Origin of the sequence: Primorskyibacter sedentarius (genome assembly GCF_004342065.1) — a bacterium.
Taxonomy (GTDB): domain Bacteria; phylum Pseudomonadota; class Alphaproteobacteria; order Rhodobacterales; family Rhodobacteraceae; genus Primorskyibacter; species Primorskyibacter sedentarius.
This window is the reverse complement of sequence record NZ_SLZU01000042.1, coordinates 1-11,880: the sequence shown is the minus strand read 5'-3', so window position 1 is coordinate 11,880 and position 11,880 is coordinate 1. Positions and strand designations below refer to the sequence as shown.

Here is an 11,880-nt window from a genome sequence, read left to right as displayed (position 1 = left end):
CCGCGCTATTCTGCGCGGATGCTAACGTGGCAGGTGGGTCAATTTTACTCGCTCATAACCCACCCAAGTGGGTCAACTTCGCATGCCGATTCACAAACATGACCAGATGAGCCAAACTCTCTCTTAGTTTAGGCCGCTATCGGTCCCAAAAACCCTGACGACGGACACTCTGCCTGCCGACTTAGTTTTGAATCAACGCGTTCTGAGACCAAGCCGACAGCTCAATGATGGAAGATCGAATTTCGCGTATCTCCCGCTCAAGCGCTTCGACTGACGCGCCGACTTCTGGCTCATGTTCTGCGTGAGTACACGGCCGCGTCTGCTCTGCACTCAATTGTTCAAGACATTGCGCAATTCTCGGGCAAGGTCTTCCATGGAATGCGGCTTTCGGAGCACTTGAAAGTCGTGGTTGCCGTTTTCCTGATCGGGATCGTCATATCCGGAAGTGAGTAAAATCTTGATGTTGGGAACGTGATTGCGCATCCACTCTGCAAGATGATAGCCATTCATTCCGCCGGGCATGACTATGTCGCTAAACACAAGCTTGATCGGGCCCCCGTCCTGTAGGATCTTGATCGCCTCTAGCCCGGTTGACGCTTCAATCACTTGATAGCCAAAATGCTCTAGACGTTTGACCGTCGTCGCTCGAACGTTAAGCTCGTCTTCGACAACAAGGATTAGCTCACCTTCAGCCGCTAATATCTCCGTCGATATTTGTGTCGTCGTTTTCGGTTTGTCTGCCTCCAAGGCACGTGGAAGGTATATCCGTACTGTCGTGCCTTCACCCACCTGACTGTCGATTTTTATGAACCCGCTTGATTGTTCAGCAAATCCGTAAACACTGCTCAATCCGAGGCCGGTCCCTTTGCCTTGCTCCTTCGTTGTAAAGAATGGATCAAAGGCCTTTTCGAGAACGTCGGCTGGCATACCTGCCCCCGTATCAGTGACCGCTATTTCAACGTAGTCAGTGCGGTCCGCGCTACGATCTTTTTGGCCGCCATTGCTCTCTGATTTGTAGTTGCGCGCTTCGATGTGCAGAAATCCTCCGTCACTCATCGCGTCACGTGCGTTAACAGCGAGATTGACCAGTGCATTGGTTAATTCGCTTGGGTCAGCAACGATGTCCCAGATGTTCCGCTCGATCTTTGCGACGATGCGAACGTCTTCACGAATTGTCCGCTCCAGCAACCGAACGGTGCCCAATACATGCGCACCTACTTGAAGTCTCACAGGTGCAAGGTTCTGCTTACGAGCAAACCCCAGCAAGCGTTGGTTGAGGTCCGCGCCCGAAGTTGCGGCCGCCTGCGCATCTTCGATCATCTCACGCGCTTCGGGGTCAGTGACTTTCAAAGCCGCAAGTTCAAGGTTTCCAAGGATAATCGACAACAGGTTGTTGGAGTCGTGCGCGATACCACCGGCGAGTTGGCCGATAGAATCCAGTCTCTGAGACGCCGTTAACATAGTCTGTGTTTGTGCGTGCTGTTCCGCCTCTGATTTAAGTTCGGCAGTGCGCGTTGCCACCCGGTCTTCTAAAGTCTGGTTAAGGTCAGCAAGTTCCTGTCGACTTCTATCTAGCGCGATTTCGGTTTCTTTGCGCCTCGTGATATCGATGTTGACGCCAATGATCTGCGCAATTGCGCCTCCGTCACCTGAGCCTCGCGGGCCGCAGCTTGCCTGAACCCAACGAATGGAACCATCGGGGTTTATCACACGGTATTCAACAGAGGTCGGGCTGCGGTTTTCGATGATGTATCTTGCCGTTTCGTTGACACTTTCAACATCATCTGAATGGATGTTTTCCTTGTAAGAAGTCCATGATATTGTTGCATTCTCAGCGGGAAGATTGAGTAGTTTGAATTCCCTGTTCTCCAGCGTCAGTTGATCCGTCATCACGTCCAACTCGAAGAACCCAATCTTGGCGACATCGAATGCCAGCTGTAGACGCTCTTCGCTTGCTCTGAGTTCAGCTTCCGTTGCCTTTCGTGCGGTGATGTTTCGGCTGGTTCCTTGATATCCTGTGAAATTTCCAACCGGATCAAACATTGGAACACCACTGGTCGCGACCCAAATTGTCTTTCCTGACGTGTCAGTTCTTTTGAACTCAAGATTGCTAAAAATCTCGTGTCTGGCGAGCATCGCCTCGTGCTCCTCCCAATCCGTATGATCGTCCTCGGGGGCGGGCAGTTCCCATCTTGTTTTACCTAAAAAATCTTCAGGCTTCGACCCAGCGAAGTTGCTGCCATTGCCAAGAACCTTCGTATATCGAAAATTCTCATCCTGCTCCCAATATGAATCCGCGGATAGGCCGAGCAGGACATCGAACCGCTTTTCTACTTCCAACAAAGCGTCCTGTGATGATTTGGACAGCGTGTCGTCGCCATCGGTTGGCTCTTGGAGTTCGTCCCTATTGTTCGGTTGCATAAGACGCCTTTCCCGATTTGTTTGTCGTAAATAATTTCGGTAAATTTCTGTCCTCGCAAATTTGGGTCTCCGCCTTCTTAAGCATCGCAGTTGGTGCTGAGCGTTCACAAAGCGGTGTCAGAACAATGCCAATCGAATGAGCAATGCGATGCCACCCAGCGTCATGGTTCCGACGAAATAAAGACCCACAAACCAAACCCATCGCCGCATTGGTGGTATCCATCCTCTGGTCGAACTTTGCCTCGGAACACCCAGTAGGATTATGCCGTGTAGCAAGGATCGTAGGGATCAACACTGCGGCTCCGACGAGCAAAAACGCCAATGAGGAGTCCGGTGCGGCTGCGGCAGCGATTGTCAGTGATGGCGGAACTAGGTTGGGATAGAAGCTGATACCAAGGCCGGCATAACAAAGCACAAACACCGCAACGGACGCCAAGAACGGCCGGAAGTGATCGCCGTCGCGCAGACCCTTCCAGAGTTGCCAGACCGTAAACCCAAGCAGCACCGGAACAATGGCCGACCAAAGACCAGACGGCCAGCCGAACCACCGCAACAGGTACTCGGGCTGTTGGAGCGGCGTTATAAGGCTGATCGCGCCGATCAGAACAAGTAATGCGACACCCAACGGTCGCGCAAAGCGGCTTGCGCATTCTAATGTTTCGCCTTCGGTCTTAACGATCAACCATGTGGCCCCCAGCATAGCATAGCCCACCAACAGAGCGAGCGCCGTCAGAGAGGAAAATGGCGTCAGCCAATCCCAATTTCCGCCCGCATATGCGCGCCCTTCTGTAGTGATACCTTGGACAAGAGCGCCAAGCGCCATTGCTCTGCTCCCCAACTTTGAACCGCCAGATGTTGGATTTTTCCGGCTCATGATCTTCCCTGTCCGTCGGCAGAGTTTTTGGGGCCAAAGGGGGCCTAAACTAAGAGAGAGTTTGGCTCATCTGGTTAGATTGATTATGCGGCGCGTTGCCTGTGATGCAAGCGGCGCGCTTCGAGCGTTTTTCGTTTGATCCTTTCTCGGCGTTGTAGAATGGCTTTGTCACGCCCGAAGTAGACGTCGGCGGGTGTGACGTTGTTGATGCTCTCGTGGTACCGCTGATGGTTGTAATGGTCGACGAAGGCTTCGATCTGGGCTTCCAGATCACCGGGTAGGAAGTAGTTTTCCAGCAGGATGCGGTTCTTCAAGGTTTGGTGCCATCCATTGCCGGCAGGCGATCGCGAAGCAATCTGCCGAGAGGGGGCGATCTTGCCCTGTGTCTGGGGATGATACGGCGCTCCGCGTGAGTGCTTCATGCCTTTGTCCTGCAACCACTCAGCCAGATCGCCCGAGACGTAGCTGGAGCCGTTGTCTCTAAGCAACCGTGGCTTGTGAACGACGTGAACCTGATCGCAGCCTGACGCCTGAAGAGCCAAGTCCTGTGTGTCAGTCACGTCTTCGGCCCGCATGTTGGTGCAGAGTTTCCATGAGACAATGAAGCGGCTGTAATCGTCGAGGACTGTGCTGAGGTAGAACCAACCCCAGCCGAGAACCTTGATATAGGTGAAGTCGGTCTGCCAAAGCTGGTTGATGGCTGTCGTCTTGTCTTTGAACTCACTCGCAGCCTTGATCACGATGTAGGCCGGGCTGGTGATCAGGTCATGCGCCTTCAGAACGCGATACACCGAAGCTTCTGATACAAAATAGCTTTCTGTATCGGTGAACGTCACCGCGAGCTCGCGCGGCGACAGCTCTGTTTCCTTCAGTGCCAGTTTCACGACCTTGCGCCGCACCTCATCAGGGATCCGGTTCCAGACATGCTTTGGCTTGGGAGATTGATCCTGTAATCCGGCCTCACCACGCTGAAGGTATCGGTCATACCAACGATAGAAGGTGGTGCGAGGGATACCCAGCTTGGCCAGTGTCTGGCGCGCTGACAGGTGGCTATCTTCGACCAGCCGGATGATTTCCAGCTTCTCAGATGCAGCATACCTCATTCTTGGTCGCCCCCATCGTCGATCATGCTTTTTTTGAGCAGACGCAATTCAAGCGTTTGCTCAGCCACGACCTCCTTCAGATCGCGGGCCTCGCGGCGCAGGTCCTTGACTTCATCGGTCGTGGCCGCACGCGCTGTGTCGCCCGCCAAGCGCCGCTTCCCAGCTTCCATGAAATCCTTTGACCATTTGTAATAGATGCCCTGTGATATGCCTTCGCGGCGACACAGCTCAGCAATGCTGTCCTCCCCACGTAAGCCGTCCAAGACGATCCTGATCTTCTCTTCAGAGGAATACTGTTTGCGGGTCGCTCGCTTGATGTCTTTGACGATCTTCTCGCCGGGGCTCTTGGTTGTCTTTCTCATCGTCCACTCCTCAGTGATTACGATGAGCCAGAAACTCTCTCTTATCAAATTGCCCTATTTGGACCCATAAGCGCTGACGTCAGACAGTCCCGAGCTGATGCCGTGACGCCGACAGATGTCGTCCGTCTGCGCGCCAGCCTCGCTCTCCTTCAGTACGCCAATGCTCTGTTCTTCTGTGAAACGCTTCCGCTTCATGGGTCTTCCTCCTTCGTCCATTCAAAGGTGGAACATTCCAGTTCGCAATGGCCCGGATACCGGGGGGGGGGAAGGTCACTATAACTGGACCGACCTTGTCTGAAAAGACGGACCAATTGGTGCCAAATTTATAGGACATCACGATGCCAGACACGACGCCCATGCCGAACACAACTGGGAAGATCGTTTTCCAATAATCGAACAGGCGAAGATAGGCTTCATCTCGCGTCCACAACCACCGTGCGTTGACGACGGCCAAAAAACTTGCCAAGCCAATGGTAAAGGCAGGAAAGATTATGTGCGCCGAAACCGTAAAGGCGAACTGGAACCGTGCAACGTCAATTGCGGATAGGTCGCTAAACAAATAGGAGACCCCTGATTTTAAGTTCAAAAGAGTATATCGCAAAACCCATCGAACCGATAACCGATAGAACCACAAAAACGATTAGAAGTGATCTAAACATCTGTGCTGCAATCCTCTTTGTTGACGTGAGATGGAAGCTGTGATCAAGCGTTGTCTCCGCGACAAGATGCCACAAAAAACAGATGCTCTTCTCGGTTTCGGTCTTCATACGCTGGTTGCTGCATCATAACTGCTGTGACCCTGCCAATGCTAGGTTGAATGCTCGTACACCTCGGTCGGCTGGTGGCGTCCAAGGATCTCACGGACTTCAGGTTCTCCTTCGAGTGAAGTGATAACTTTTACTTCGGTGGAGTCCTTGGCATGAAACAGTTTTTCATCCGGGAAACCGGTGCCAACAAAGTCCTCATATGCGTTATACGCCGCGGCAGCAGTATTAAATTTTCCGGTTACTATTCTAGTCATTTTTGCTTCCTTTATTGGGTTCGTAAATAGACTTAAATACTTGCGCGAGTGATCCTCGCCGCTTTGCATTAGCTGCTGGCTGTGATCAGGCGTTTTCGTCGCGGCAAGATTCAAACAAGAACCAGACCCGCGTTTCGGTTTCGTCCATCCAGTTCTCGATCAAACTCGCGGTTCCTACATCACCATGCTCGTCACAGGTTGCGTGGACTGCACGCATGCTTTTGACCATATTAGCGTTGTCGTCGCGCAGCTCGGCAAGCATATCTATTGGCGTGACATAGTCCGCGTCATTGTCCAGCACGCGCTGTAGACGAGAAACTTGCCCAATCGAGCGAAGGGAAGTTCCACCAATTTTGCGCGCGCGTTCTGCCATGGGATCGGTCATTGCCAGAATCTGGCCTGCTTGATCATCCAGCATAAGATGAAAATCGCGGAAGTGCGGGCCCGACATATGCCAATGGAAGTTTTTCGTTTTGAGGTAGAGCGCAAAGCTATCTGCAAGCAGCAAGGTTAGAGCTGCCGAAATGTCTTGGGTAGCGTCTTCAATAAGGTCTGAAGGCGTTCTCAAAGGCGCTTCTTGGCGGGACTTTAGAGTAGAATTTGTCATGCGTTATCGTCCTTAATAAGCTGCAGTTTCAAGGAATGGTCAGAGTGGGTCGGTTTGAGCGTTGGTCTTAAGCGATTAGCTCAAACCGACCACATCATCGTCTATGCGGCTTCCTGCTCTTTTACGGTTTGGTGTGCCGCCTCAAAAGCATCGCGTACCCGCTGTTCGTGAGACGCATCAAGGTTGGTGCGCAGCACTTCACCACCGTGGCGCGCGAGATTTTCGATCACGCGTTCGGATGCCTTTGTACTAACCATCATAAAGAGCGCCGCTTGCCCCGGTTTCAGCATCGACGACACATCCTTCATGAATTTGTCATTGATACCGTAGTCTGACAAAGCGCCGGAAAGCCCACCGGCTGCGGCACCAACCGCAACACCCAATAATGGGTTGAAGAAGACGAGACCAACCAGAAGTCCCCAAAATGCACCGCCACTTGCTCCAACGGTCCAGAGGTTCACCATTTGGTTGAGCTTGATCTTGCCGCTCTCGTCAGCGACCGCGACGACCGCGTCAGACACATCAACGAGGTATTCTTTCGACATCTCAAAAAGACCTGAACGGGCCCCTTCTGCTGCTTCGGCATCGTCGTATCCGATTACAATAAGTTCTGGCATTCTCTTTCTCCGTTGTTTGCCCTTCCAGGGCGTTTAATATCTGTTTCGAGGTTTCGGTTAGTTGCCATACAACCAACCTTTTCGTTCATGGTCTTGCGGCGGTGCGTTGCGAAATGCTGCCATGTATGCGGCCTGTTCGAATGCCATGACTTCCGCTTCGGTCCGTGTGTTTTCCGGGGTCTGCGCGTTGAGAAAATGGCAGTAGCCCGTGATCAATAGGTCTGAAACTTCGGCATCGCTTGCCTTGGGATATGTTGATCGCAATTCTTCAGCGATCTCATAGAGGGTAGTGCTGTCACCTTCTGCGGACCCGACCTGCTGCGACAAGTCACTGAGCGATATCGGGTCTTTCGATCCATTGGTTTCCGCAAAGACAACAGCAGTTTCTGGACAGTCCAGAGCGGCCGCAAATGCAGAAAATGGGAGCAGCGCTGCAGTCGAAAGAATTGCGCACTTAACCACGTTTTTCATTGGAGATTTTCCTTTCTTCGTTTTCAAAGCCACGTTCGAAGTGGATTTGGATTGTGTTTCAGAGGTTTGCTTGAAAGTTGGTGTGTTCCAGTCGTTAATCTGGAACCCAGTATTCAGCTATCTGCCGCTGTGGTCGTGTACCGTGGCGCTGGATGCATCGAGCGAGGCAACCGGTGCATGCTCTGTCAGATGATCAATCGCACGCTTCATGTCATCGAGCAGCAGCAGTGCCATATCACGACCAAAACCGTGCTTCACCAGAATGCGCTGGATCGCCATGTCTTCGCGGTGAGCCGGCAATGAGTAGGCTGGTACAAGCCAGCCGCGTGTCCGAAGCCTGTCGGCAAGGTCAAAGAGCGTGTAGGGAACGTCCGCATCTTTTTTCAAAGACCAGCACAGGGCAGGAATACCGCCATCACCATTGTAAAGGATGTCAAACGGCCCAAGCTTCTCAATCGAGTTGGCCAGGGCTTGCGCGGTGTCGTAGCAGGCCTCATGAATCTTGCGATACCCTTCGCGACCGAGCCGGATGAAGTTGTAGTATTGTGCGATAATTTCGCCGCCGGGACGTGAGAAGTTGAGCGCGAAGGTTGGCATGTCACCACCCAGATAGTTGACCTTGAAGACCAGATCGTCGGGCAGATGTTCCTTGTCGCGCCATACAACCCAGCCAACACCAAGGGGAGCGAGTCCGAATTTGTGACCGGACGCATTGATCGAAACAACGCGATCAAGACGGAAATCCCACATCAGGTCAGGATCACAGAATGGGGCCAGAAAACCACCACTCGCGCCGTCAACGTGCACCGGGATATCGAGGCCTGTTTCTTCTTGCAATTTTTCAAGCGCCGCGCACACATCGGCTACAGGTTCATACTGGCCGGTAAAGGTTACGCCCAGCGTTGGCACAACGCCGATTGTATTCTCGTCACAGCGTTTGATCACCTCTTCCGGTGTCATAATCAGGCGGTCGCCCTCCATCGGAATTTCGCGGATTTCGATGTCCCAGTAGCGGCAGAACTTATGCCAGCAGACCTGCACCGGACCGCAAATCAGGTTCGGCTTATCGGTGGATTTTCCTTCGGCCCGCCGTTTATCGCGCCAGCGCCATTTCATCGCCATGCCACCCAGCATCGCAGCTTCACTGGACCCAGTGGTCGAGGTGCCGATGGTGTTGGCGCTGTCAGGCGCGTTCCACAAATCAGCTATCAAATGAACGCACCGTTCTTCAATTGCGGCGGTCTGAGGGTATTCGTCTTTATCGATCATATTCTTGTCGGCGGTTTCCGCCATGATCTGTTTCACTTCCGGTTCAAGCCACGTCGTGCAGAACGTCGCAAGGTTCTGGCGTGAATTGCCATCGAGCATCAGCTCGTCGTGAATGGCATTGTAGACATGCCGGGCTTCTTTTTCGCTATCTGGGAAGTTCGTTTTCGGAAGTTCCGCTTGCAGATCAGCCGATGCGTATGTGTCGTCGAGCAAATCATTGCGCAGCTTGCTCGTTTGCTTGTCGTGAAGGGCCATGATGTTTCCTATCGATTTTTGGTCTTTGGGGTGGGGCTCCACATGGTGGAGCCCCTGCACGCGACCGTGCCTATTCGGCGATCGGGGGAGAAACGGTCTGGTCAGTCGGTGCAATTGAAGACGGCTCGAGGGCGGCTTGACGCCAACTCGGCTTTTTGAAGGCGTGGATCAGAAGCGGAAGGCCGATGAAGACAACCAGACCGCCACCAACAAGGCCGACATACATAGCGGGGCTACCGATGGTCAGCTGGGCCGGAGGGAAGAAGCCCACGACGAAGGCAAAGAGCACCGCAGCAAATCCAATGCCCGCAATCGCCCACATGCCGCCATTACCACCGGGCACCTTGTAGCTACGCGGCAGGTCAGGCTGTGTCTTGCGAAGACGGATCGCCGCTGCATACATCAGCATGTACATCACGAGGTAGAGCGTGACTGTCATTGCCGACAGAATGAAGAATGCAACGCTGACGTCCTTGAAAAGCAGGTAGATCGTCGCGAGCGCACTAACGATAACGCCCTGAACCATCAGGATTGTAACCTGCACACCTTTGGCGTTGGTTTTTGCCATGAAGGGAGGGATTTCACCTTCTTGGGCGGTCTGCAGCAATCCGCGGCTTGGACCGCCGATCCACGCCATAACGCCACCGATGGCACCGAACGCTACCAGCAACCCGGCAATGGGTGTCGCCCAACTTAGCCCAAACTTACCGAGCAAGCTTTGGAACGCCTGCATCAAACCTGCAGTCAGGCTGATGTCCTTGGCAGGAACAACCGTCGCCACAGCCAAAGAACCCAGAGTGAACAGTGCGAAGATGATAAACGCCGCCATGAACATCGCCTTTGGATAATTCTTGGAAGGTTTTTCCATATCGTTGGCGTGAACGGCTTGAACCTCGATGCCTGCGAACAGCAGGATGATACCAGCAAGGAAGGAAATGGTGCTAAGGCCAGTGATGTGTGGGAACAGGCGAGCGTGTGCGAGTTCAGTGGCAACACTTGTCGCAGTTGGGTCAGCGGCTTTCAAAAACTCTACCGGGTTGCCTTGCACGACCCAAAGGATCCCAAGACCAATCATAAGAGCCCCCGGCAGCATTGTGCCCAGCAACATGAACCACTTTGTCATCTTGGCCGCAAAATCAGCGCCCATCAGTGTCATAAAGTGGGCAGACCAATAGACGATTAGGATAACTGCGAAGTTGTACCAACCCGCATTGGCGAGGTCGGGGCTCATGAACAGGTAAGCCAACGCACCGGCAGCAAACGCCAACACGGTCGGATACCAAACGACATTTTGTATCCATTGAAGCCAGATTGCGACGAAACCCCAACGCGATCCGAATGCCTCGGAAACCCATGTGTAGATGCCGCCTTTACGGTCGGCGAAGGCTCCGCCCAATTCGGCTGAGACGAGTGAGGCCGGGATTAAAAAGAAGATGACACAAAAGCCAATGTAAAAGAGCATACTCAGCCCCTCAGTCGCCATCATCGGTAAGCCTCTAAGGCTCACGACGGCAGCGACCGTCATAAATGCGAGTGTCATCACACTGAGCCGTGATGGGCTTTTCTGGGCCATCGTTCTTCTCCTGAGGTTAAAATTCCGACAAAGTTTAGTGTCGGTTGGAAGGGAGACTCTGCCGCCGGACAGCAAGCAGAGGTGTTGATTATGAGTTTGCTGATGATCATTTTCAGTGATGGCCAAGCAGCTAGTTGCCACTTGATGGAGGCTTAAACTTGCGACTGCTTTCCACTTACTTTACATTTATTTAAGCTTCGCAGCTCGTGAGCGGGAAGGTGTGAGGGCCAACCAGCACCGGCCTAGATAGCGAAATGAATGCTGATTTAGGTGGGACTCTCATGAAAATATTGCTTGCTGAAGACGACCCGCTCGCAGCAAAATTTACACGAAAGGGGCTTGAGCAAAGTGGCTACAGCGTTGACTGTGTGGACGACGGCCGCGATGCGGTGAACGCGTGTCTTTACACGCATTACGATGTAATCATTTTGGACCGCACGATGCCGGGACTCGACGGACTAAGCGTTGTCAAAGCCTTGCGAAGTTCAGATATCAAAACGCCCGTTCTTTTTCTGACAGCCATGATCGACGTCGATGACCGCGTTGAAGGATTGATGGCTGGTGGAGATGACTATCTCGACAAGCCATTTCACTTCTCAGAATTGTTGGCGCGTATTACCGCACTCAGTCGGCGGCATGTCGCTGTTGCAGAGACGACAAAACTGACTTGCGGCAAACTTGAACTTGACTTGCACATGCGCGTTGCAAAACGGGATGGCCAAGTAATTAAGCTGCTGAACAAAGAGTTTGCTTTGTTAGAAATACTGATGCGCAATGAGGGGCGGATCATGACCAAAACGGTGCTACTGGAGCAGGTTTGGGATTTCAATTTCGACCCGCAGACAACCGTTGTTGAAACGCACATCAGCAGATTGCGTACCAAAATCGATAAGCCCTTCGGCCAACACTACATCAATACCGTACGCAACGTTGGTTACGTCTGCCGCGTTTCAAGTTAGCGTTCGCCAAACGTCCTAGAATGTAGCGATTCCCGTTGATCTTGCTGTCAACAGTAATTCCACGCTCAGCCAGAAGGTCAGCCACATCCTGATAAGAAAGCGGGTAGCGCAGATACCAACGGATGGCGCGTAGTATAATGTCACGGGGAAAGCGGTGGTGCTTGAACGGGGTTTTGCGCGGCATAATCAACCTCAAAAGCCATAGGGTGGACCAAGCGAGCCGATTAACGCAACAGTCCCCAGGAGACAGAGCTGTGAACCGCCCCGGGTTTACCGGAGAGTTTCTGGTTCAATGATTAGGCTACTTTTTCGACCGCGTTCAAGTTTGCATAGAAGGCCTCCTCTGCT

Annotated in this window: 10 protein-coding genes and 3 pseudogenes; 1 reads left to right on the top strand and 12 read right to left on the bottom strand. The window is 52.8% G+C overall.

From position 1 onward, the window contains the following. Positions 1 to 330: 330 nt before the first annotated feature. From EDD52_RS22735 to EDD52_RS22685, 11 genes and pseudogenes are all read right to left on the bottom strand, one after another. Positions 331 to 2,421, bottom strand: coding sequence for a hybrid sensor histidine kinase/response regulator (locus tag EDD52_RS22735; protein ID WP_132248905.1), 2,091 nt, complete (start codon positions 2,419 to 2,421; stop codon positions 331 to 333). Beyond that, positions 2,405 to 3,295 carry a cytochrome d ubiquinol oxidase subunit II gene (locus EDD52_RS22730; protein WP_207906083.1) on the bottom strand — a complete coding sequence of 297 codons (891 nt, stop codon included), beginning with the start codon at positions 3,293 to 3,295 and terminating at the stop codon, positions 2,405 to 2,407. Before EDD52_RS22730 ends, EDD52_RS22735 begins: the two co-directional genes overlap by 17 nt. Before the next feature lie 83 nt (positions 3,296 to 3,378). Then, a protein-coding gene (locus tag EDD52_RS22725; RefSeq protein ID WP_132248904.1) for an IS3 family transposase occupies positions 3,379 to 4,760 on the bottom strand; the annotation gives its coding sequence in 2 pieces (ribosomal slippage) (positions 3,379 to 4,433 and positions 4,433 to 4,760; 1,383 coding nt in all). Between the two features lie 93 nt (positions 4,761 to 4,853). Then, a pseudogene (locus EDD52_RS22720) lies at positions 4,854 to 4,955 on the bottom strand (transposase); the annotation flags it as partial. A gap of 79 nt (positions 4,956 to 5,034) precedes the next feature. Further along, positions 5,035 to 5,319 (bottom strand): annotated as a pseudogene (locus tag EDD52_RS22715) (cytochrome ubiquinol oxidase subunit I); the annotation flags it as partial. Positions 5,320 to 5,568: 249 nt separating this feature from the next. Next, positions 5,569 to 5,781 (bottom strand): hypothetical protein, encoded by a 213-nt coding sequence (locus EDD52_RS22710; RefSeq protein WP_132248903.1) that lies wholly within the window; start codon positions 5,779 to 5,781, stop codon positions 5,569 to 5,571. Positions 5,782 to 5,866: 85 nt separating this feature from the next. After that, a complete protein-coding gene (locus tag EDD52_RS22705; protein WP_132248902.1) occupies positions 5,867 to 6,388 on the bottom strand; it encodes a Dps family protein in 522 nt (173 codons plus the stop codon). 101 nt (positions 6,389 to 6,489) lie between these two features. Beyond that, positions 6,490 to 7,005 carry a DUF1269 domain-containing protein gene (locus tag EDD52_RS22700; RefSeq protein ID WP_132248901.1) on the bottom strand — a complete coding sequence of 172 codons (516 nt, stop codon included), beginning with the start codon at positions 7,003 to 7,005 and terminating at the stop codon, positions 6,490 to 6,492. Between the two features lie 57 nt (positions 7,006 to 7,062). Then, positions 7,063 to 7,476 carry a hypothetical protein gene (locus tag EDD52_RS22695; protein ID WP_132248900.1) on the bottom strand — a complete coding sequence of 138 codons (414 nt, stop codon included), beginning with the start codon at positions 7,474 to 7,476 and terminating at the stop codon, positions 7,063 to 7,065. A 117-nt stretch (positions 7,477 to 7,593) separates the two neighbouring features. Further along, a complete protein-coding gene (gene gad / locus EDD52_RS22690; protein ID WP_132248899.1) occupies positions 7,594 to 9,000 on the bottom strand; it encodes a glutamate decarboxylase in 1,407 nt (468 codons plus the stop codon). A 70-nt stretch (positions 9,001 to 9,070) separates the two neighbouring features. Then, entirely contained in the window at positions 9,071 to 10,573 is a 1,503-nt protein-coding gene (locus EDD52_RS22685) for an amino acid permease (protein ID WP_132248898.1), read from the bottom strand. A gap of 281 nt (positions 10,574 to 10,854) precedes the next feature. On the opposite strand from EDD52_RS22685, the gene EDD52_RS22680 reads away from it, so the two are divergent. Then, entirely contained in the window at positions 10,855 to 11,532 is a 678-nt protein-coding gene (locus tag EDD52_RS22680; protein ID WP_132248897.1) for a response regulator, read from the top strand. A 46-nt stretch (positions 11,533 to 11,578) separates the two neighbouring features. On the opposite strand, the pseudogene EDD52_RS24190 reads toward EDD52_RS22680, so the two are convergent. Next, positions 11,579 to 11,716, bottom strand: a pseudogene (locus EDD52_RS24190) (IS6 family transposase); the annotation flags it as partial. Between the last annotated feature and the right edge of the window lie 164 nt (positions 11,717 to 11,880).

What these genes read in the sequence shown, in the direction of transcription:
- EDD52_RS22735 (WP_132248905.1), bottom strand. Translation starts at nt 2,421, where the DNA reads ATGCAACCGAACAATAGGGACGAACTCCAAGAGCCAACCGATGGCGAC.
- EDD52_RS22730 (WP_207906083.1), bottom strand. Translation starts at nt 3,295, where the DNA reads ATGAGCCGGAAAAATCCAACATCTGGCGGTTCAAAGTTGGGGAGCAGA.
- EDD52_RS22710 (WP_132248903.1), bottom strand. Translation starts at nt 5,781, where the DNA reads ATGACTAGAATAGTAACCGGAAAATTTAATACTGCTGCCGCGGCGTAT.
- EDD52_RS22705 (WP_132248902.1), bottom strand. Translation starts at nt 6,388, where the DNA reads ATGACAAATTCTACTCTAAAGTCCCGCCAAGAAGCGCCTTTGAGAACG.
- EDD52_RS22700 (WP_132248901.1), bottom strand. Translation starts at nt 7,005, where the DNA reads ATGCCAGAACTTATTGTAATCGGATACGACGATGCCGAAGCAGCAGAA.
- EDD52_RS22695 (WP_132248900.1), bottom strand. Translation starts at nt 7,476, where the DNA reads ATGAAAAACGTGGTTAAGTGCGCAATTCTTTCGACTGCAGCGCTGCTC.
- gad (WP_132248899.1), bottom strand. Translation starts at nt 9,000, where the DNA reads ATGGCCCTTCACGACAAGCAAACGAGCAAGCTGCGCAATGATTTGCTC.
- EDD52_RS22685 (WP_132248898.1), bottom strand. Translation starts at nt 10,573, where the DNA reads ATGGCCCAGAAAAGCCCATCACGGCTCAGTGTGATGACACTCGCATTT.
- EDD52_RS22680 (WP_132248897.1), top strand. Translation starts at nt 10,855, where the DNA reads ATGAAAATATTGCTTGCTGAAGACGACCCGCTCGCAGCAAAATTTACA.